Source organism: Terrirubrum flagellatum (genome assembly GCF_022059845.1).
Taxonomy (GTDB): Bacteria; Pseudomonadota; Alphaproteobacteria; order Rhizobiales; family Beijerinckiaceae; genus Terrirubrum; species Terrirubrum flagellatum.
This window is the reverse complement of the sequence record NZ_CP091851.1, coordinates 354,711-375,803: the sequence shown is the minus strand read 5'-3', so window position 1 is coordinate 375,803 and position 21,093 is coordinate 354,711. Positions and strand designations below refer to the sequence as shown.

The window sequence follows — 21,093 nt, the reverse complement described above, 5'->3', positions numbered from 1 at the left end:
CATGTCGGAGCCGCTCGTCATCATCGGCAAGGGCATGGCGGCGACGCGCCTCATCGACGAACTGTCGAAGCGCGCGCTTGGCCGCTACGCCATCGCCGTCATCGGCGACGAGCCGCGCCGCGCCTACAACCGCGTTCTCCTCTCGCCGTTTCTTGCTGGCGAGATCGAGGAAGGCGACATGGAGCTGAAGCCCGCCTCCTGGTGGGCGGCGCGCGGCGTGACGACGCTTTACGGGCAGGCGGCGGTCGAAATCGACGCGCAGGCCAAGCGTGTCATGCTCGCGAATGGCGCCTCCATTCCCTACTCCAAGCTTGCGCTCGCGACGGGATCGCAGCCGATCCGGCTGCCGATTCCGGGCGCCGATTTTCCGAACGTCGTCACCTTCCGTGATTTCAACGACGTCGCCGCGATGCTCGCTTCCGCCGGCCGCGGCAAGCGCGCTGTGGTGATCGGCGGCGGCCTGCTCGGCCTCGAAGCCGCCTATGGCCTTGCGCGCCATGGCGCGGCGGTGACCGTCGTGCATCTCATGGACCGGCTGATGGAGCGTCAGCTCGATCCGGAAGCCGCCGAACTTCTTGCATCGGGCCTGCGCGCCAAGGGAATAGAGGTCGCCCTGAACGCGCAGACGCAGGCGATCGAAGGCGATGCGCGCGCGCGCCGCGTGCTCCTGAAGGATGGGCGCAGCTTCGACGCCGATCTCGTCGTGCTCGCCGCCGGCATCCGTCCGAATGTCGCGCTCGCGCGCGCCGCAGGCGTCGCGATCAACCGCGGCATTGTCGTCGATGATCGGCTCACCAGCAGCGATCCCGACATTTTCGCGCTTGGCGAATGCGCCGAGCATCGCGGCGCGGTCTATGGCCTCGTCGAGCCGGCCTACGAGCAGGCGAGAACACTGGCCGGCGCGCTCGCGGGAGAGGATGTGCGCTATGAAGGCAGCGTCACCGCCACCAATCTGAAGGTGACCGGCGTCAATGTCTTCTCCGCCGGCGAATTTCTCGAAAGCGAAGGCGCCGAGATCATCACCCTGCGCGATCGCGGCGCGCGCCTCTACAAGAAGCTCGTCATTCGCGATGACCGCCTCATCGGCGTCGTGCTTGTCGGCCACACCAGCGACGGGCTCTGGTATCTCGATCTCATCCGCGAGGCTGCTTCGATCGACGCGATCCGCGACGCGCTGATCTTCGGGCGCTCTGTCGCCGACCGGCTGGCCGCATAACGGCGACAATCATGGGAAGTCCGTTCACGCCTGAACAGCAGCGCTATCTCGAAGGATTCGCTTCGGGAATCCAGGCTGCGCGCGCCATCCGCCCGGGCTCTGTTTCCGCTGCTCCGCAAGAGTATGAAGGGCCCGACAAGGCGCATTTCGAGGCGCAGGATCGCGTCACGACGGCGGGCGGAAAGCTGTCCGACGCCGAGAAGTGGAAGCGCGCGGAAAACCCGTTTGACGCCTATCCTCGCTTCCGCGCGCAATCGAAGTCAGGCGCTTATCCCAAACCCGACGACAATTTCCGCTGGCGCTATCATGGCCTGTTCTATGTCGCCCCGGCGCAGAACAGCTATATGTGCCGCCTGCGCATTCCCAACGGAATCCTGACGCATTGGCAGTTCGCCGGCGTCGCCGATCTCGCGCGCCGCCATGGCGGCGGCTATGCGCATGCGACGACGCGCGCCAATTTGCAGATACGCGAGATCACGGCTGAGCGCGCGCCTGATCTGCTCGATGGAATCATTTCGCTTGGTCTCTCCTCGAAGGGCTCCGGCGCCGACAATATCCGCAATGTCACGGGATCGGCGACGGCGGGCATTGATCCTCAGGAGCTGATCGACACGCGGCCGCATGCGCGCGACTGGCATTTCCATATTCTCAATGATCGCTCGCTCTACGGCCTGCCGCGCAAATTCAATGTCGCGTTCGACGGCGCCGGCCGCATCGCGACGCTTGAAGACACAAACGATATCGGCTTCCAGGCGGTGCAGGTTCTCGACGGCGCGCCGGTTCCCACCGGAATCTATTATCGACTGGCGCTCGGCGGCATCACCGGCCATCGCGATCTCGCCCGCGACACCGGCGTCATCTTGGCCCCTGACGACGCTGTCGCCGTCTCCGACGCGATCGTGCGCGTTTTCATCGATCATGGCGACCGCACCAACAGGAACAAGTCGCGACTGAAATATGTGCTCGACGATTGGGGCTTCGACAAGTTCCTTGTCGCAGTCGAGGAGAAGCTTGGCCGCAAGCTCATGCGCATCGACGCCGCGCATCTCGCGCCGCGCCCGGCTTACGACAGGCTCGCTCATATCGGCGTCCATCCGCAGAGGCAGCCGGGCCTGAACTGGATCGGCGTCGCGCTTCCGGTCGGCAAGATGACCTCGGAACAGATGGAGGTGATCGCTTCGGTCGCGCGCGTCTGCGGGGATGGCGATATCCGCCTGACTGTCTGGCAGAATCTTCTCATCTCGGGCGTGCCCGATGCGAAGGTTGAAGACGCGATCGCCCATATCAAGGCGTGCGGGCTGAGCGTCGAAGCAACGAGCGTGCGCGCCGGCCTCGTCGCCTGCACCGGCAATCGCGGCTGTAAATTCGCGGCGTCCGACACCAAGGGCCATGCGATGGCGATCGCCGATCACGTTGATGCGCGGCTTCAGATCGACCAGCCGATCAACATCCACCTCACCGGCTGCCATCACTCCTGCGCGCAGCATTACATCGGCGATATCGGCCTGATCGGCCAGAAAGTCGCGGTCGGCGAAGAAGAGACGGTCGAAGGCTACAACCTGTTCGTCGGCGGCGGCTTCGGCGTCGACGGCGCGATCGGCCGCGAGCTCTATCCCAATCTGAAGGCCGACGATGCGCCGCGCGTCGTTGAAGCCTTGCTGCGCGCCTGGCAGGAAAAGCGGCTGTCGCCTGAAGAGAGCTTTCAGGCTTTCACCGCGCGCCACGAGATCGAGATGCTGAAATCGTTTCTGTCGGAGGGCGCGGCATGCTGAGCCCCCCGCTCGTTCCTCCCGCGATCATCATTCCCGAGAACGCGCCCTTCACCGCTGACCAGCGCGCGTGGCTGTCGGGCTATTTCGCCGCGCTTCTCATTCAGGAGCCTGCGACAGCCGCGACTGCGCTCACGTCTGGCGAAGCGGCTCAAATCACCAATGGCCCCGCGCTCGCCTCGAACGATGACGCGCCCTGGCATGATCCCTCGATGGCGCTGCCCGATCGCATGACGCTCGCCGAAGGCAAGGCCGCGCCTTCACGACTGATGGCGGCGATGGCGCAGCAGGATTGCGGCCAGTGCGGCTACAACTGCGCCGACTACGCCAATGCGATTTTTCTGAAGAAAGAAGAGCGTCTCAATCTCTGCGCGCCCGGGGGCAAGGAAACGGCGCGCAAGGTGAAGGAGCTGTTCGCGGAGCTTGGCGGCGAGCCGGCTTCAGGCTCCACATCGCTGGCGTCGGAAACCGCGCACGCGCCCTTGGGAGAGAAGGGTCGCTGCCGCGAGAATCCGACCGAAGCTGTTCTTATTGAGCGTCGTCGCCTCAACGGCGAGAAATCCGAAAAGCACACCTATCACATCGAGTTCGATCTCAGCCAAAGCGGCGTCGATTATGAAGTCGGCGACGCTTTCGGCGTGCTGCCGGTGAATGATCTCGGCCTCGTTGATCAGATCATCGCCATGCTCGGCGTCGCGCACACCACCGAGATCAACGGGAAGCGCCTGCGCGATATCCTCGCCGAAGACGCAGCGCTCGGCGCGGCGCCGGACAAACTGTTCGAGTTGATTTCCTATGTCACTGGCGGCGCAAGCCGCGCGAAGGCGCAGGCGCTCGCGCGCGGCGAGGACCCCGACGGCGACGCCGCCAATCTCGACGTACTCGCGGCGCTGATGAAGTTCCCCGGCGTGCGGCCGCATCCCGAAGCTTTCGTCGAAGCGCTCGATCCCTTGCAGCCGCGCCTCTACTCGATCTCGTCCTCTCCAAAAGCTGATAAGGGGCGACTCTCGCTCACCATCGATGCGGTGCGCTATCGCATCGGCTCGCGCAAGCGCGTCGGCGTCGCCTCGACTCATCTCGGCGAGCGAGCGGACATCGGCGCGCGCGTCAAGGTCTATGTGCAGAAGGCCCATAATTTCGCGCTTCCCTCTGACATGTCGAAACCGGTGATCATGGTCGGCCCCGGCACCGGCGTCGCGCCGTTCCGCGCCTTCCTGCGCGAGCGCGAAGCCGTGAAGGCGTCAGGCGCGAACTGGCTGTTCTTCGGCCATCAGCGACAGGAGAGCGATTTCTTCTATCGCGACGAGCTCGAAGCGATGAAGGAACGAGGCGCGCTCAATCGGCTCTCGCTCGCCTGGTCGCGCGACGGCGCGCAGAAATTCTATGTGCAAGACCGCATGCGCGAAGTCGGCGCCGATCTCTGGCGCTGGCTTGAGGACGGCGCGCATTTCTATATCTGCGGCGACGCCAAGCGCATGGCGAAAGATGTCGAAAGCGCGCTCGTCGACATCGTCGCCGAGCACGGCAAACGCGGCAAGGACGAGGCGGTCGCCTACGTGCAGTCGCTGAAGAAGACGCAGCGCTATCAGGCCGACGTCTACTGATGAACGCGCACGCGCCCGTCCCCGCACCTTCACCGATCCGCACCACCTGCCCCTATTGCGGCGTCGGTTGCGGCGTGCTCGCGACGCCTGATGGCAAGGACGGCCTCGCCGTCGCGGGCGATCCCGATCATCCCGCGAATTTCGGCCGGCTCTGTTCGAAGGGATCAGCGCTCGGCGAGACGGTGTCGCTGGAAGGCCGGCTGCTTCATCCCATGTTGCGGACGCGTAGCGGAAGCTACGAGCGCGTATCGTGGAACTCTGCGCTCGATGCGACATCAGAAGGCTTCGCGCGCATCCTTGGCGAGCGCGGGCCTGACGCGATCGCCTTCTATCTCTCGGGGCAGTTGCTGACCGAGGATTACTATATCGCCAACAAGCTGATGAAGGGCTTCCTCGGCTCGTCCCATGTCGACACCAATTCGCGGCTCTGCATGGCGTCATCCGTCGCCGGCCATCGACGCGCCTTCGGCGGCGATCTCGTGCCGGGAAGTTACGAGGATCTCGATCTCGCCGATTGCATCGTGCTTGTCGGATCGAACGCCGCCTGGTGCCACCCCATCCTGTTCCAGCGCATGCTGCGCAACAAAAGCGAGCGCGGCGCGAAGCTCATCGTCATCGATCCCCGCCGCACCGCGGCGGCGGAGGAAGCCGATCTCTTCCTGCCGATCGCGCCCGGCATGGACAGCGTGCTGTTTGCAGGCTTGCTTACGCGCATCGCGGAGTCGGACGCGCTCGCGCTCGATTTCGTCGTTCGCCACACCTCGGGCTTTTCGGAGGCGCTGGCGCGCGCGCAGGCGATCGCGCCTGATATCGCGACCGTCGCGCTGAAAACAGGCCTCGGGGAAAACGACATCGCCGCCTTCTATGATCTCTGGCTGCGGACGGAAAAAACCGTCACCGCCTGGAGCCAGGGCGTGAACCAATCGGCGCAAGGGACCGACAAGGTCAACGCCATCATCAATTGCCATCTCGCGGCGGGACGCATCGGCAGGCCGGGCCTCGGGCCTTTCTCGCTCACCGGACAGCCCAACGCCATGGGCGGACGCGAGGCGGGCGGACTCGCCAACATGCTCGCTGCGCACATGATGTTCACGCCAAGCGATATCGATCGCGTGCGGCGCTTCTGGAACGCGCCTGTCATGGCGAAGAAAGAAGGCTTGAAAGCGGTCGCGATGATGGACGCGATCGCGGAGGGTCGTATTTCCGCGCTCTGGGTGATGGCGACGAATCCGGCGGCGTCGTTGCCGCGCGCCGGCCATGTTCGCGACGCGCTTGCGAAACTCGATCATTTCATCGTGTCCGAGGTCGTTCTCTCCAACGACACGATCGCGAGCGGCGCGAAGATACTGTTGCCCGCAGCCGCGTGGGGCGAGAAGGACGGCACGGTCACCAATTCCGAGCGCCGCATCTCACGCCAGCGCGCTGCTTTGCCCTTGCCCGGCGAAGCGCGGCCGGACTGGTGGATCATCCAGGAAGTCGCGAAGCGCCTCGGCTTCGCCGACGCGTTCGATTATCCCAACGCCGCCGCGATCTTTCGCGAACATGCCGCGCTCTCGTCATTCGAGAATGACGGCGCGCGCGGCTTCGACATCGGCGGCCTCGCCGAATTGTCCGGCAGCGATTTCGATCGGCTGCCGCCGACGCAATGGCCGATGCGCAAGGGCGCCGTTCGCGGCGATGAGCGGTTGTTCGCAAATGGCGACTTCGTCACGCCGGATCGGAAGGCGCGCTTTGTCGGCGTGGCGCCGCCCGCTTTGGCCCTGACGCCGAATGATGAATTTCCGCTCTGGCTCAACACCGGCCGCGTGCGCGATCACTGGCACACGATGACGCGCACGGGTCGCGCGCCGCGGCTCGCGCTCCATCGCGGCGAGCCCTTTCTCGCCATTCATCCCGATGACGCCGCGCAATACGGACTTGTCGACGGCGAGCTTGCGCGTGCGACAAGCGCCTATGGCTCCGCGGCGCTCCGCGTGATGTGCGATGATGGCCAACGTCGCGGCGAAGTCTTCGCGCCAATTCACTGGACCGAAGAAACCTCCTCGAACGGTGCAGTCGGCGCGCTCGTGCAGCCGACGACCGATCCCTTTTCGGGCCAGCCTGAATTGAAGGCGACGCCGGCGCGCGTCGCACCTGTCGCAGTCGATCTCTACGGCTTCCTGCTTGCGCGCGAGCCTGTCGATCTGCCGCGCGATATCTGGTGGTCGCGCCTCGCGCTCGATGGCGGCTGCGGCTATCTCATCGCCGGCCCCGCCGATCTCTTCGAGACTTTACGCGCGCGTCTGCCCGCAGGCGAGAGCGCTGATTATGTCGATGGCAGGCGCGGCGTCGCGCGCGTGGCGATCTTTTCTGGCGACAGGCTCGATGCGGCGCTGTTCGTCGGGCGTTCGCAGCAGGATGGCGCCTGGAGCGCGGCGCGCGCGCTGTTTGCGCGCGATGCGATCGACGAAGCGCAGCGCCGCAACCTGCTCTCAGGCTTCGCCGTCGATGGCGCGGCGTCGGACGGCCCGACGATCTGCGCCTGCTTCGGCGTCGGACTTGTTGCGATCCAGTCCGCCATCGCGGCTGGCAAAGCCGATGTCGCGGCCATCGGCGCGCATCTCAAGGCCGGAACCAATTGCGGCTCCTGCGTGCCTGAACTCAAGAAGATCATCGCCGCAACCGCCAGCGCTCCAAAGCCGGCGCACGCGGCCTGAATCAAATCACCAGTAGGGATCGGCGCGCCGGCCCTCGACGGCTTCGCGGATGCGCGCCGCCGTGCCGCGCGTTGTTCCCTCAGGCAGCGCGTCGATCGGGAAAAACCCGCTCTCGACGATTTCCCAGTTCGGCTTCGGCGGCTCGCTCTGCCGGAAGTCGCGCACGATATAGATCGCGACATGATCGCGGGCCGACAGCATGCGATTGAGGCAGACGCCGTTGAACACCGGCTCGCCCGTCAGCTCGATATTGCCCTCTTCGAGCAGTTCGCGGCGCATGCCTTCTTCAAACGTTTCCCTCGGCTCGACGCCGCCGCCGGGCAGATGCCAGCCCTTTGTATAGGAATGACGCACGAGAAAGACGCGGTTTTCTGAGTCGATCACCACGCTGCGCGTGCCGAGCGTCATGCCGCGCCTGATCCGCGACCAGAGATAGGCGAGCGGATAGAGAAAGGGCAGCGGCGCCTTTTCCTCAGGATGCGTCATGCGGCGATCATCCCGCTTTCACTCCGGCGCGAGCGCGACGAAATTCGTCAGCCGTCGAGGCCAAGCGCCACACGCACGCGGCGATCATGGCCATAGAGATCGGGCCGCGTCTCAAGCCGGCCGAGATCATCCACGAACATCGTGAAATAAGTGAGATGAACCGGGATGGTCTGCTCCAGTTTCACGGTCTGCTCGCCGCGGCCGATCAGCGAGCGGATGCGCGACTGGGTCCAGCCGCGATCGGCGCCGAGCACGATCTCGGCTAATTGCAGCGGCTGATCCACGCGCACGCAGCCATGACTGAAAGCGCGACGATCGGCGCTGAACAGATTCCGCGTCGGCGTATCGTGCAAATAGACCGCATGGCGGTTGGGGAACATGAACTTGATGTTGCCGAGCGCGTTGCGCTCGCCGGGCGGCTGGCGCACCGTGATCTGGTTGCCGCGCCGGATCACCTGATAGCCGCGCCGCTCCGCATAGGTCGGATCGGTCGCGAGCTTCGGCAGAAACTCCTTTTTCAGGATCGACGGCGGCACATACCAGGACGGATTGAAGACGAGGAACTGCATCACGTTCGAGAAAACAGGCGTCGGCGTGTCGGGCTTGCCGACAATGACGCGCGCCTGATGCGTGATCTTGTCGCCGTCGAAGACGCGCACCTGGAATTCCGGAATGTTCACGACGATGCGCCGCTCGCCGAGATCGCGCGGCAGCCAGCGCCAGCGCTCCATATTGGCGATGAGGTCGGCTTCCGTCTTCGGAATATTGGGACTTGAGAGCGCGGCCACAGTCTGGCGCGTCAGCGTTCCATTGGCGGGCAGCCCACGCTCGCGCTGGAAGCCGGTGACCGCCTCCGCGACAGCCGCATCATAGGTCGCGTCATTGCTCGGTTCGAGCTTCAATCGCTCGCGCACGAGCGCGACGCGCGCGTCATTCATGCCGACGCGCAGCACGGGCCCTTGCGGAATGGAGATCGAGGCGACCGGCGCCGAAGCCGCGCGCAATTCGCGCAGTTTTTCGCGCAGTGCGCGATAGCCGGGATGCGGCGGGTTGAAAGCCTGCAGCGCAACGCCCGCATCGCTCGCCGCGGCAAGCGTCTGCAGCGCCGATGCGGCCGAAGGGAGATCAAGCGAGGGATCGATGAGATCGGAAATGCGGCGCGCATCCATGCGCCCGCCGCGCGCATCGCGCGCATACATCAGCGCCGCGACGGACAGATTGAGATCAAGCGAGGCCAGCGACGCCGCGTCTATTGCTTTCGCATCAGCGCCCGCGACAGCGTAGGCGGAGGAGTCGAGCCCGTCTTCGTCGGCGCGCTTGAGCTGGGCCAATAACTGGCGGCCTGAATTCGTCAGGCCCTTCTCGTCGACCCAGAAGGGCGCATGCGCGCGAGCGCCGTAGACGGCCGCAATCTCGTCACGCAATGCGCGGCTGAGGCGAGGATGAGCCGGCGGACCATCCTTCTCGATCTTCTCCCTGAGCGCGAGCGCGACGGCGCCGGTCGAGGCTGGCGGCTCCGCGCTCGCGATCGGTCGCTGCGTCTCCGCGGGCTTCGGCGCCTCGACGATGACGCGCACATCAGGGAGATCAGGCGGTGGAATGTCGATTTTCGCCGCCTGCGTCTCCAGAGGCGGCTCGACCGAGACGACAACCGGCGGCAGATCGGGCGGCGCAATCGCAACGTCAGGCGCGGCCTGGGCCGAAACCGACGGCGGGTCGATCGTCACGACGACCCGCGGCAGGTCGGGCGGCTGGAGTTCGGGAAAGGCAGGCAGCGGCCGCGGCTCAGGCGTCGCGGCGGAAGGCGCAGTGGCCTCCTGCGCAAAAGCTGAGAAAGCGAGCGGCCAGACGGCAAGCGACGCAAACAGCGAACGGGAAATCCGCTTCATACCGGAATCAGGCCGACCTGGCGCAATTGAAGACAATTGCAGATATCGCGGCGGAGCATCCGGCAATCAAGCCGCCAACGGCTGTGCGCTGGCGCACAGCGATGGATTTCGATCGCGCGTGCTTCGCCGGCCACACCGTCAGGCGGCGGCTTCGCCGGCCTCGGTCGGCACCACATCCTCAAGCCCATATTCCTTGAGCTTGCGATAGAGGGTCGACCGACCGATGCCGAGACGCCGCGACACCTCCGTCATGTTGTTGCGATAGAAGCGCAGCGCGAAGCGGATCGTTTCCTCCTCGATCTGCTGCAGCGTGCGCATCTCGCCGGTGTCGGCGACAAGACTCGTCGCATTGGGATCGCGCACCTCGACGCGCACGATCTCCTTCTCGACCGGCGCGCTTGGCGCGAAAGCCGGCCGCTCGATCGGCGGCACGCGCACTTCGAAGCCGTCGACATGGACGGCGACCTGCGGGAATTCAGCGACGGTCAATTCATCGCCGTCGCACAGTACGACCGCGCGGAAGACGGCGTTCTCGAGCTGGCGGACATTGCCCGGCCAGTCGAAGTTGCGCAGCAGCGCCGTAGCCTCCGGCGTGATGTTACGGATCTTGCGGCCTTCCTCGGCGGCGAAGCGCGCTGCGAACATGCGCGCGAGTTCCGGCACGTCGTCGCGGCGCGAGCGCAGCGGCGGAATCGTGATCGGGAACACGTTGAGACGATAGAACAGGTCTTCGCGGAAGCGGCCCTGCTTCACCAGATCGATCAGGTTGCGATTGGTCGCCGAGATCAGCCTGATATCCACGCGCACCGGCTTGCGGCCGCCTACCGGATCGACCTCGCCTTCCTGGATCGCGCGCAAGAGCTTCACCTGCGCATCGAGCGGCAATTCGCCGATCTCGTCGAGAAACAGGGTGCCGCCATTGGCCTCGACGAATTTGCCGGAGTGTTTTTCCGTCGCGCCGGTGAAGGCGCCCTTCTCATGGCCGAACAGCACGCTCTCCACGAGATTGTCGGGGATGGCGCCGCAATTGACGACGATGAAAGGCTTGCCCTTGCGATCGCTGGCGCCCTGGATGGCGCGCGCCACGACTTCCTTGCCGACGCCGGATTCGCCTTCGATCAGCACGGGAATATTCGATTTCGCCGCGCGCTCGCCAAGGCGGATCACGCGCTCCATGTCAGGGCTGCGGGTGACGATGTCCTTGAAGGTCAGCGTGCCCGACGCGCGGCGCGACATGCGACGAACTTCGGTTTCAAGCGCATCGAAACGCAGCGCGTTCTTGATCGAGACCTGAAGGCGCTCGGCGCCGACCGGCTTGACGACGAAATCGGCCGCGCCGGCGCGCATCGCCGAGATGACCGTTTCGATCGAGCCGTGCGCCGTCTGCACGATCGCGGGAATCTCGACGCCCTTCTCGCGCATGCGGCCCAGCACGCCCATGCCGTCGAGATCAGGCATGACGAGATCGAGAATGGCGAGATCAATCTTCGGCTCACCCGCGATCATCGCCTCGATCGCCTTGTCGCCACCCTCGACGCAAACGGTTTCGTAGCCGAAACGGCGAACCATGGCTTCCAGCAGACGCCTTTGCACCGGATCATCGTCTGCGATCAGAATCGTATGCGCCATGTCATTGTCCAAACCATGTGCCGTTTCGGGGCATGCTTGGCTGCGAGGGGTAAAGTCCGCGTTAACGACGGTTGAAGCGCGGGCGCGCATGGCCCATATCGGCGGGGTTTCCTTACGAAAAGAGAGCCATGACCCATTCCGAGCCCCGCTCCGTCGCCTCATCGGCCGAATCGCTCGGCGCGCTGCCGGAATGGGATCTGACGCATCTCTATGCCGGGATGGATTCGCCTGCCTTCGCGGCTGATATGGCCAAGGCGCAGGCGGAGTGCTCGGCTTTCGCCGCCCGCTGGCGCGGCAAGCTGGCCGAAGCGGCGCAGGGGGCGGACGCAGCCGAACGGCTCACAGAGGCGGTGCGCTCCTATGAAGCGATCGAGGATCTGCTCGGCCGGCTGATGTCCTATGCCGGCCTCGTCTATTCCGGCGACACGACCGATCCCGCGCGCGGGAAATTCTATGGCGACACGCAGGAGAAGCTCACCACGATGAGCTCGGAGCTCCTGTTCTTTACGCTGGAGCTCAACCGCATCGATGATGCGGCGATCGATGCGGCGTCAGGGAAATCGCCGCTCGCGCATTATCGCCCGTGGATCGAGGATGTGCGCAAGGAAAAGCCGTTCCAGCTCGACGACGAAATCGAACGTCTGTTCCTGGAAAAATCCGTCACCGGCCGCAGCGCCTGGAATCGCCTGTTTGACGAGACCATCTCGTCGCTGAGCTTTTCCATTGGCGAGGATGAGCTGGCGATCGAGCCGACGCTGAACCTTCTGCAGGACGTCGACGAAGAGAAGCGCAAGCAGGCGGCCGATGCGCTGGCTGCGACCTTCAGGCGCCATCTGCGCACCTTCACGCTGATCACCAACACGCTCGCCAAGGACAAGGATATTTCCGATCGCTGGCGCGGCTTTCAGGATATAGCGGATTCCCGCCATCTCTCGAACCGGATCGAGCGCGAAGTCGTCGACGCGCTGGTGAGCGCTGTGCAGGCGGCCTACCCGCGCCTGTCGCACCGCTATTACAAGCTGAAGGCGAAATGGTTCGGCAAGGATGCGCTGAATCATTGGGATCGCAACGCGCCGCTGCCGAAAGTCGATCAGCGCATGATTTCCTGGAGCGAGGCTAAGACGACGGTGCTCGACGCCTACGCGTCCTTCTCGCCGCGCATGGCCGACATCGCGCGCCGGTTCTTCGACGAGAACTGGATCGACGCGCCGACGCGACCAGGCAAGGCGCCCGGCGCCTTCGCGCATCCGACGACGCCGTCGGCGCACCCCTATGTTCTCCTGAATTATCTCGGCAAGCCGCGCGACGTGATGACGCTCGCCCATGAGCTTGGCCATGGCGTACATCAGGTGCTCGCGGCGCCGAACGGCGCGCTGATGGCGGCAACACCGCTGACGCTCGCGGAAACCGCGTCCGTGTTCGGCGAGATGCTCACGTTCCGTCGCATCCTCGCGGCGACGAGCGATCTGAAAGCGCGGAAGGCGCTCCTCGCCGGCAAGGTCGAGGACATGATCAACACGGTCGTGCGTCAGATCGCCTTCTATTCGTTCGAGCGTCGCGTTCACGCCGCGCGCAAGGACGGCGAACTCACGACGGAGCAGATCTGCGACGCCTGGCTCGCCGTGCAGACGGAGAGTCTGGGGCCTGCAATCAGGATCGGCGCGGGTTACGAGACCTTCTGGACCTACATCCCGCACTTCATCCATTCGCCCTTCTACGTCTACGCCTACGCCTTCGGCGATTGCCTGGTGAATTCGCTCTATGGCGTCTATCAGAAGGCCGACCCGAAATTCGTCGACCATTACTTCGCGCTGCTGTCAGCGGGCGGATCGAAACCCTATGGCGAACTGCTCAAGCCCTTCGGGCTCGACGCCAGGGACCCCGGCTTCTGGCAGATCGGCCTTGGCATGATCGAGAACATGATCGCCGAGCTGGAGGCGATGGAGTAGTCGCTCGGCGGCGCATTGCTGACGCCCCTCATTTGTGTTATACAGATTGTATAACACATCTGCGGCGACGGATATGAACAAGCCGGTCACGAAATCAGAGATGGAAAATCACGTCCTTCAGGTCAGGAAGATCGGCAATTCGGTCGGGCTGATCCTGCCGAAGGAGCTGCTGGCGCGCCTGCGCCTGAAAGAGGGCGACAAGCTCTTTTACGTCGAGCAGCCGGAACGGGGACTGCAACTCAGTCCCTACGACGCGGACCACGCAGAGACCATGCGGATCGCGCGTGAAGTGATGGATGAGTATCAGGACACGTTCCGCGCGCTCGCCAAATGAGCGAGCCCATTTGGCTGACAATCGATGACATCGTCAACATGCACTCCGAGCAGCTTGCGATGTTCGGCGGTCCCGCTGGCATTCGCGATCAGGGCTTGCTCGAATCTGCAGCCGCTAGACCCATCAATCGCTGGCATTACGGTGAGCATGATCTGGCTGCGCTGGCCGCGGCATATGCGTTTGGCCTCGCACGCAATCATCCATTTATCGACGGCAACAAGCGCATCGCATTTCACGCTCTGATGGTTTTTCTTCGCAGAAACCAGATCGCGTTCAAGCCGCGCCAACCTGAAGCAACCGCCATCATCCTCGCGCTCGCCGCCGGCGAGGTAAACGAAGAAGGGCTGACGCGCTGGATTCGCGACAACTGGCCGCAAACGTAAACGCGCGCAGCGCCAAATTCAGCGCTCCGCCTGATATAACAATTTTAGACAAACGCATCTCGTTGTGCGCTGCATTTCAATAGCAGCGCACAACTGCTCGACCTCCGCTAACGCGTGGCCGTTCGAAATTTAACGAATGGGAGAACGCTAATGCAATGTGGGAGGGGGCGACATGCCTTCGCGAAGCTTCGCGATTTCATCCTTCAATTGCAGCTTGCGCCGCTTCAGCTCTGCGATTTCAAGATCATCGATCGACGGATGGGCCAGAGCGACTTCGATTTCACGCTCGATGGACTGGTGACGCTTTTCAAGTTCCGCAAGATGAGCTTGCAGGGACATGGGCACCTCCATGTTTGTCCGCGTCACAAGACTGACATGAGGAATGCGGCGAGTCGAAGGAATTCGTTTCCGTGCCGCACAATTATCGCAGCAGGATTTTTGTCCCGGAGCCGCCGCCATGCGCTTGAACAAGCGGCGCCCGCCGTCATACTAGATCACGTTCCCGCATTTTGCTTGAAACAATCAAAGTGCGGGAACGTGATCGATTCCAAAAACTTAGCGCATGGCTCTTGCGAAAAACCGGTATCCACTTTTTCGCGCCATGCTCTAAGATCAAGATCGGGCGAACGGGCGGCTTATGCGAATCATTCTCGACGAGACAGAGCGGGCAAGGCTCGGCGAGGAGTTGACGCGACTGAAGGAAGAACATCGCGATCTTGACGCGGCGATTCACGCGCTTGAGCGATCAGGCCTGTCTGATCAATTGCAGATTCAGCGACTAAAGAAGCGCAAGCTCGTCCTCAAGGACAAGATGGGCGGCATCGAAGACATTCTGACGCCTGACATCATCGCCTGAGAACGATCAGGCGACTTTCTTTTCCGGCCGGCGCGCGGATTTGTCGGCGTAAAGCCGCTGATCGGCGAGCGTGAGAGCGACGTCCGCGCCGCCATCCCTGGTGATTTCGGCGACGCCGACGGATGCGCAAAGCGGCAGTGGCCCAGTGCTCCAAGTCGCGCTCGACGCGTCGAGCGTGACCTGCAACTGCTTGCTCTTGGCGATCGCGACTTCTTCCGCCGCGTGCCAGACGAGTACGCCGAATTCATCGCCGCCAAGTCGTCCGAGCGAGTCCGAGACGCGCAGATTGCGCTTCAGCGTGCGCGCGACGCCCGCGATCAGCGCGTCGCCGGCGGCATGGCCATAGCGATCATTCACGCGCTTGAGCCCATCGATGTCGAACAGCATCACCGAGACCGGCGTATCGTAGCGGGAGTGGAAGGCGACGGCGCGCTCAAGCTCCCGCGCGAAGCCGCGCCGGTTGAGCACGCCCGTCAGCGGGTCCTCATGGGCAAGCGATTCCGCGCGGGCGACCTGGCCCCGGGCCTCCGCAAGATCGGCCTCCAGCGCGGCGATTCGCGCCAGCAGCCGGTTATGCTCGTTTGCGGAAAGAGGCTCAGGAGTCGCAGCCATTCCCCAGCTTTAATCGATCAGAGTTGCCGAGAGGTTGACAGATGCGGGCCGAATGCGCGCATAGCGCCGACTTGCGCCGCCGCAGCAAGGGAAGCCGAGAGTGCCGGGACCTGTCGCGATCATCATGGGAAGCCAGTCGGACTGGGCGACGATGAGCCATGCCGCCGCGACCCTCGACGAACTTGGCGTCGGCCATGACGACCGGATCGTGTCCGCCCATCGCACGCCGGACCGGCTTGTCGCCTTCGCCAAGGGCGCCAAGGCCGAGGGCTTCAAGGTCATCATCGCCGGCGCCGGCGGCGCGGCGCACCTGCCGGGAATGGCGGCCGCAATGACTCCCCTGCCGGTCTTCGGGGTGCCGGTCGAATCGAAGGCGCTGTCGGGCCAGGACAGCCTGCTCTCCATCGTCCAGATGCCGGCGGGCGTCCCCGTCGGTACGCTCGCGATCGGCAAGGCCGGCGCGATCAATGCGGCGCTTCTGGCGGCCGCTGTGCTGGCGCTCGGAGACCCGGCGCTTGCGACCCGGCTCGACGCCTGGCGAACGGCTCGCACCGCTTCGGTCGCGGAACGGCCGAAGGACGACGCGTGATCCTAAAGCCCGGCGACACGATCGGCATCCTGGGCGGCGGCCAGCTCGGGCGCATGCTGGCGCTCGCGGCCGCGCCACTCGGCCTCAAGTCCCACATCTACGCCCCGGAGGAAGACTCTCCCGCCTTCGAGGTCAGCTCCGCCCGCACAATCGCCCCGTACGAAGATGAGGCCGCGCTCGCCCGTTTCGCCGAGGAGGTCGACGCCGTCACCTACGAATTCGAGAACATCCCGGCGGCGACCGCGTCCTTTCTGGAGGTCCGCGCGACATTGCGCCCCGGCGCGCAGGCGCTGGCCGCGACGCAGGACCGCCTGTCCGAGAAGAACCTGGCGCGCGAGCTTGGCATAGGCGTCGCGCCCTTCGCCCCCGTCGACGACCTCGCCAGCCTGCGGGCGGCTGTCGCCCAGATCAGAACGCCCTGCGTGCTCAAGACCCGACGCATGGGCTATGACGGCAAGGGGCAGGCGAAGATCATGGACCCGGCCGATGTTGAAGACGCATGGGAGAAGATCGGCCGGGCGCCGGCAATCCTCGAGGCCTTCGTGACCTTCTCGAAAGAGGTTTCGGTGGTGGCCACGCGCAGCTCGCATGGCGCGTTCGCGCCCTATCCGGTCTGCGAGAACGAGCATCGCGACCATATCCTCGCCCTGACGCGCGCGCCGGCGCGAATTTCGGACGCCCTTGCAGAAGAGGCGATCGGCGTGGCCGAGAAGATCGCGAAAAGCCTCGACTATGTCGGCGTGTTTGCGGTCGAACTGTTCGTTGCGCCGGGCGACGACGCAGATCGAGTCCTGTTCAACGAGATCGCCCCGCGGGTCCATAATTCCGGCCACTGGACTATCGAGGGGGCCAGGACCTCCCAGTTCGAGCAGCATATCCGGGCCGTCGCCGGCTGGCCGCTGGGCGATCCGGCGCTTGTCGGCCGTGAGGCGACCATGGAGAACCTGATCGGGGACGACGCCGACCGCTGGAAGACCGTGCTGGCGGAGCCCGGAGCCCATCTCCATCTCTACGGCAAGGCCCATGCCCGCCCCGGCCGCAAGATGGGGCATATGACAAGAGTGACCCTGAAATAGCGCTTTCCGCGTGGACAAGCGGGGGAATCTCTGGTAACCGCCGCCTCCTGTCGCCTGACCGCGCTGTTTTGGCCGGCCGGGCCCCCTCTCTCAGATCAGGATCGGTTTGACACGTGCAGGTTCTCGTTCGCGACAATAACGTCGATCAGGCGCTCAAGGTGCTCAAGAAGAAGATGCAGCGCGAGGGCGTGTTCCGCGAGATGAAGCTCCGCGGCCATTACGAGAAGCCCTCCGAGAAGAAAGCGCGCGAGAAGGCGGAAGCCGTTCGCCGCGCCCGCAAGCTGATCCGCAAGAAGATGCAGCGCGAAGGCCTGCTGCCTTCCAAGCCCCTGAAGCCCCGCACGCCTGGCCGTCCCGGCTTCGGCGGCCCTCGCCCGGCCGGCGGTCCCGGCGCTGGCGGAGCGGCTCCTGGCGGCCTGGCGGCTGGCGCCGGCGCGCGCTGATCGGCCGCATTCTCGCGGCAGGTCGGCCCGACCTTTCGCGACCGGACAATAAGATCGGCGCCCCGCTTAGCTGCGGCGGCGCCGAAATTCTTTGTCAACCATGTGCTGCGCATCTGCGTAGGGACTTGAAGAGCGTGAAGCGGCCGGCGGGCGATCGGCTTTAGCGAGGTGACAGGATGCGAAAGTCGATTGTTCCATGGGCCATCGTCGGCGTCGCGCTGACCCTTGCCGGATGTGACACGATCGGCTCCGTCACCGGCCCGCGCGTCGCCGAGGTCGAGGAAGACACCTCCGGCGCGCAGTCAGTCAACATCACCTCGTTGTCCGAAGTCATCAGTCGCAATCCGAACGACGCCCAAGCCTACAATACGCGCGGCGCGGCTTACGCCCGCGTCGGCCGCTATCGCGAGGCGATCACCGACTTCGACAAGGCGATCCAGATCAATCCCAATCTCGCCGCGGCCTTCACCAATCGCGGCCTCGCCTATCGCCAGACCAATCGCAACGATCAGGCGCTGAACGATTTCACGCGCGCCGTCACGGTTGTTCCGAATTACGCGCCGGCCTACATCGCGCGCGCCAATCTTCTGCGCGTGCAGGGCAACTACCAGCAGGCGTTCGAAGACCTCAATCAGGCGATCAAGCTCAACCCGGAATCGGCGCAGGCCTTTCATGCGCGCGGCCTGCTCTATCAGAAGCAGAACCAGCACCAGTTCGCGATCTCTGATTTCGACGCCGCGATCGACCGCGATCCCTATGCGGCGGCGCCCTATCTCGCGCGCGGCCAGAGCCTCATCGCCAACAATCAGTTCGAGAAGGCCGTCGAGGATTTCAACGCCGCGCTCAACGTCGACAACAAGCTCGGCGACGCCTGGGCCGGACGCGGACTCGCCTATGAAAAGATGGGCCGCAAGCAGGAGGCGAGCGAGAGTTACGCCCGCGCGCTGACCGCCGATCCCGGCAACGCCGCCGCGCGCGCCGGAAATTCCCGCATCGGCGCCGGCAGCCTGTTCCGCGGATGAGAGGGCTCCTCGGAGCTTTTGTTCTCGCGGCTCTGACCGCTCACGCCGCCTTTGGCGCCACCACTCCAGCGAAGCCGAAGCCCGACAAGCCTGCAGCCGCGAAACCAAAGCCCCCCGCCGGAGCATCGTTCGAAAGCTTCCTGCAAAGCCTCTGGCCCTTCGCGCAGGCGGAAGGGATCAGCCGCGCGACGTTCGATGAAGCGTTCGACAGCCTGACGATCGACGCGTCGATCGTCGCGCTGACGAAGAAGCAGTCGGAATTCTCAAAGCCGATCTGGTCCTATCTCGCTGGCGCTGTTTCTTCGCAGCGCATCGAGCGCGGCCGCGCCGCCGCCGAACAATATGCGGACTCGCTTGCACGCATCGAGAGTCAGTATGGCGTGCCAAAAGAGATCGTGCTCGGCGTCTGGGGCATGGAGACGAATTACGGCTCCTTTACCGGCGACAAGGACGTCATCCGTTCGCTCGCGACGCTGGCCTATGTCCGCTATCGCGGGACCTTCTTCCGCGACGAGTTGATGCAGGCGCTGCGCATTATCGACGACGCGCATATTCCGCGCTCGCGTATTCGCGGCTCCTGGGCGGGCGCGATGGGCCATACGCAATTCATGCCGTCGAGCTTCATGAAATACGCCGTCGGCGGCAAGAATATCTGGGGCTCGGCGCCTGACGCGCTCGCCTCCACTGCGAACTATCTCGCCCAGAAGGGCTGGCAGAGCGGATTGCCCTGGGGCGTCGAAGTCTCGGTCCCCACGGATCTCGACTATCGCACAGTTCGGCGCAGCTTTTCGGCGTGGGCGAGCGCGGGCGTGACGGCGGTCAACGGCGGCGCGCTGCCGCGCAGCGGCGAAGCGCTCCTGTTCATGCCCGCCGGCGCCAAGGGTCCAGCATTTCTGCTCACCGACAATTTCGCAGTCATCAAGACCTACAATATGTCCGACGCCTACGCGCTCGGCGTCGCCCATCTTGGCGACCGCGTGATGGGACGTCCGCGCATTCAGGGAACATGGCCGGCGGCCGATCCCCTGCCCTCCAAGGCGCTGCGCGAGGACGTGCAGCGGCAGCTTCGCCGCCTCGGCTTCTACGATCAGGAAATCGACGGCCGGCTCGGCAGCGGCACGCGCGACGCCGTGCGCCGCTTCCAGCTCGCCGAAGGCGTCAACCCTGCCGACGGCTACGCCACCGCCGCCCTGCTCGCCAGGATGAAAGCGGCGAAGCGCTAGACGGCTCGCGCCTCCGCTTCGGGACGGCCCGTGCTATAGATGGCAGGTCGCCAAGCCGGAGACGGCGCGCATGCGCTTCGCCCGCATCCTCAAGATTACGCTCGCCTTGCTGGTGATCGGCCTCACCGGCGGCCCGACCGTGATTGCGCAGATGAGCCCGCTCGATCTGGTCCTGCAGGAAGCGAAACAACGCCGCGCAGCCGAGGATCGCGCCCGCCGGCGCGCGGCGCAGAAGCCGCGAGCCGTGGTCAGCGCGCCGCGCCGCACGGCGCCCGCGACCGTGATCGTTCGCGACACGCCGGAGAAACCCAAGGTCGATCCCTCGACCTTCATCCTCGTATTGGGCGACTCCTTTGGCGAACAGCTCGCGAACGGCCTCGACGAGGCGTTCGCCGATGAGCCCGAAATCGCCGTCAACAGGCGCACGCGCCCGGAGTCGGGACTGACGCGCGTCGATTATTACGACTGGCCGAAGACCGTGCGCGATATTCTCGCCAGCGACCAGAAGATCAGCTTCGTCGTGATTCAGCTTGGCGCGAACGATCGCCAGCCCATTCGCGACGAGACCAACCAGCCCTACGAACCAACGACCGATCGCTGGCGCGAGATCTATTCGCAGCGCGTTGACGCCATGCTGCAAGGCTTCGCCGAGAAACACATTCCCGTCTTCTGGGTCGGCATGCCGCCGATGCAGTCGCCGCGCTATTCCACCGAGATGATGACGCTGAACGATGTGCTGCGCGCTGCGTCCCAGAAAGCCGGCGCGAAATTCATCGACATCTGGGAGCCCTTCGTCGACAGCGAGAACAAATTCTCGCCCTACGGCCCCGACCTCACCGGCCAGACATCGAAGCTTCGCGCCAATGACGGCGTGCATTTCACCAAGGCGGGCGCGCGCAAGGAGGCTCATTTCGTCGAACTCGAATTGCGCCGCCTGATCGAGAACAGGCCGGCATCGACCGTGATCGCGATTCCCGCGGAAACGTCCCCGATCGAAAAGCTGCCGCTCGAATTGCAGCCGGGCGGCATTGATCGCGCCATCGACCGCATGGTGATGGGGTTGCCCGAGCCGGTCGGCATTCCCGGTCTCCAGGTGAAGCCGGCGGCCGGGCCGATCCTGTCATTGAACAAGGCCGCGACATCGCCCGGAGGCGCGCTCGCAAGCCTGCGCGACGCGCGCGTCGAGAGCGACGCGCTTGTTCTCATCGAGCGCGTCTATCGCGAAGGACGCGTCGGCGACGCGAAGCCCGGCCGCGCCGACGATTTCCGCTGGCCGCGCTGATCTTCTTTTTGTCGCGACGTCTTCCGGAAAACCGG

19 protein-coding genes are annotated in these 21,093 nt (G+C 64.6%); 14 read left to right on the top strand and 5 right to left on the bottom strand.

Annotation, left to right across the window (positions count from 1 at the left end; all coding sequences use genetic code 11):
• Window position 1: 1 nt before the first annotated feature.
• The 4 genes from L8F45_RS01840 to L8F45_RS01825 are packed head-to-tail and all read left to right on the top strand — an operon-like array spanning window position 2 to window position 7,285.
• The gene (locus tag L8F45_RS01840; protein ID WP_342361180.1) at window positions 2-1,216 is read left to right on the top strand and encodes an NAD(P)/FAD-dependent oxidoreductase; all 1,215 of its coding nucleotides are present in this window, start codon (window positions 2-4) and stop codon (window positions 1,214-1,216) included.
• An 11-nt stretch (window positions 1,217-1,227) separates the two neighbouring features.
• Entirely contained in the window at window positions 1,228-2,988 is a 1,761-nt protein-coding gene (locus L8F45_RS01835) for a NirA family protein (protein ID WP_342361179.1), read from the top strand.
• Window positions 2,982-4,589 (top strand): sulfite reductase subunit alpha, encoded by a 1,608-nt coding sequence (locus L8F45_RS01830; protein ID WP_342361178.1) that lies wholly within the window; start codon window positions 2,982-2,984, stop codon window positions 4,587-4,589. Before L8F45_RS01835 ends, L8F45_RS01830 begins: the two co-directional genes overlap by 7 nt.
• A complete protein-coding gene (locus L8F45_RS01825) occupies window positions 4,589-7,285 on the top strand; it encodes a molybdopterin-dependent oxidoreductase (protein ID WP_342361177.1) in 2,697 nt (898 codons plus the stop codon). Before L8F45_RS01830 ends, L8F45_RS01825 begins: the two co-directional genes overlap by 1 nt.
• Before the next feature lie 6 nt (window positions 7,286-7,291).
• Here the strand turns inward: L8F45_RS01825 and L8F45_RS01820 are convergent, their stop codons facing one another.
• The 3 genes from L8F45_RS01820 to L8F45_RS01810 form a co-directional block, all read right to left on the bottom strand.
• Entirely contained in the window at window positions 7,292-7,771 is a 480-nt protein-coding gene (locus L8F45_RS01820) for an NUDIX domain-containing protein (RefSeq protein WP_425329975.1), read from the bottom strand.
• Between the two features lie 47 nt (window positions 7,772-7,818).
• Window positions 7,819-9,660 (bottom strand): L,D-transpeptidase scaffold domain-containing protein, encoded by a 1,842-nt coding sequence (locus tag L8F45_RS01815; protein ID WP_342361176.1) that lies wholly within the window; start codon window positions 9,658-9,660, stop codon window positions 7,819-7,821.
• Between the two features lie 138 nt (window positions 9,661-9,798).
• On the bottom strand, window positions 9,799-11,289 hold the full coding sequence (locus L8F45_RS01810) for a sigma-54-dependent transcriptional regulator (protein ID WP_342361175.1): 1,491 nt from the start codon (window positions 11,287-11,289) through the stop codon (window positions 9,799-9,801).
• A 128-nt stretch (window positions 11,290-11,417) separates the two neighbouring features.
• Here L8F45_RS01810 and L8F45_RS01805 point away from each other — a divergent pair, with 128 nt between their 5' ends.
• The 3 genes from L8F45_RS01805 to L8F45_RS01795 all read left to right on the top strand — a co-directional run bounded on the left by L8F45_RS01805 (window position 11,418) and on the right by L8F45_RS01795 (window position 13,955).
• Entirely contained in the window at window positions 11,418-13,238 is a 1,821-nt protein-coding gene (locus L8F45_RS01805) for a M3 family oligoendopeptidase (RefSeq protein WP_342361174.1), read from the top strand.
• 73 nt (window positions 13,239-13,311) lie between these two features.
• Window positions 13,312-13,572 carry an AbrB/MazE/SpoVT family DNA-binding domain-containing protein gene (locus tag L8F45_RS01800; RefSeq protein WP_342361173.1) on the top strand — a complete coding sequence of 87 codons (261 nt, stop codon included), beginning with the start codon at window positions 13,312-13,314 and terminating at the stop codon, window positions 13,570-13,572.
• Window positions 13,573-13,631: 59 nt separating this feature from the next.
• Window positions 13,632-13,955, top strand: a complete 324-nt coding sequence (locus L8F45_RS01795) for a type II toxin-antitoxin system death-on-curing family toxin (protein ID WP_342361172.1) — start codon at window positions 13,632-13,634, stop codon at window positions 13,953-13,955.
• Between the two features lie 147 nt (window positions 13,956-14,102).
• Here the strand turns inward: L8F45_RS01795 and L8F45_RS01790 are convergent, their stop codons facing one another.
• Window positions 14,103-14,294 carry a YdcH family protein gene (locus L8F45_RS01790; RefSeq protein WP_342361171.1) on the bottom strand — a complete coding sequence of 64 codons (192 nt, stop codon included), beginning with the start codon at window positions 14,292-14,294 and terminating at the stop codon, window positions 14,103-14,105.
• Window positions 14,295-14,592: 298 nt separating this feature from the next.
• Here L8F45_RS01790 and L8F45_RS01785 point away from each other — a divergent pair, with 298 nt between their 5' ends.
• Complete coding sequence (locus L8F45_RS01785) at window positions 14,593-14,811, top strand: YdcH family protein (RefSeq protein WP_342361170.1); 219 nt, start codon at window positions 14,593-14,595, stop codon at window positions 14,809-14,811.
• Between the two features lie 6 nt (window positions 14,812-14,817).
• On the opposite strand, the gene L8F45_RS01780 is transcribed toward L8F45_RS01785, so the two are convergent.
• Window positions 14,818-15,423, bottom strand: a complete 606-nt coding sequence (locus tag L8F45_RS01780; RefSeq protein ID WP_342361169.1) for a GGDEF domain-containing protein — start codon at window positions 15,421-15,423, stop codon at window positions 14,818-14,820.
• Window positions 15,424-15,547: 124 nt separating this feature from the next.
• On the opposite strand from L8F45_RS01780, the gene purE reads away from it, so the two are divergent.
• The 6 genes from purE (at window position 15,548) to L8F45_RS01750 (ending at window position 21,058) form a co-directional block, all read left to right on the top strand.
• Window positions 15,548-16,012 carry a 5-(carboxyamino)imidazole ribonucleotide mutase gene (gene purE, locus L8F45_RS01775; RefSeq protein ID WP_425330005.1) on the top strand — a complete coding sequence of 155 codons (465 nt, stop codon included), beginning with the start codon at window positions 15,548-15,550 and terminating at the stop codon, window positions 16,010-16,012.
• Between the two features lie 53 nt (window positions 16,013-16,065).
• The gene (locus tag L8F45_RS01770; protein ID WP_342361167.1) at window positions 16,066-17,088 is read left to right on the top strand and encodes a 5-(carboxyamino)imidazole ribonucleotide synthase; all 1,023 of its coding nucleotides are present in this window, start codon (window positions 16,066-16,068) and stop codon (window positions 17,086-17,088) included.
• A gap of 113 nt (window positions 17,089-17,201) precedes the next feature.
• A complete protein-coding gene (gene rpsU / locus L8F45_RS01765) occupies window positions 17,202-17,531 on the top strand; it encodes a 30S ribosomal protein S21 (RefSeq protein WP_342361166.1) in 330 nt (109 codons plus the stop codon).
• Window positions 17,532-17,707: 176 nt separating this feature from the next.
• Window positions 17,708-18,553, top strand: a complete 846-nt coding sequence (locus tag L8F45_RS01760; protein WP_342361165.1) for a tetratricopeptide repeat protein — start codon at window positions 17,708-17,710, stop codon at window positions 18,551-18,553.
• Window positions 18,550-19,776, top strand: a complete 1,227-nt coding sequence (locus L8F45_RS01755) for a lytic murein transglycosylase (protein ID WP_342361164.1) — start codon at window positions 18,550-18,552, stop codon at window positions 19,774-19,776. Before L8F45_RS01760 ends, L8F45_RS01755 begins: the two co-directional genes overlap by 4 nt.
• A 70-nt stretch (window positions 19,777-19,846) precedes the next feature.
• Window positions 19,847-21,058 (top strand): SGNH/GDSL hydrolase family protein, encoded by a 1,212-nt coding sequence (locus tag L8F45_RS01750; protein WP_342361163.1) that lies wholly within the window; start codon window positions 19,847-19,849, stop codon window positions 21,056-21,058.
• Window positions 21,059-21,093 lie beyond the last annotated feature (35 nt).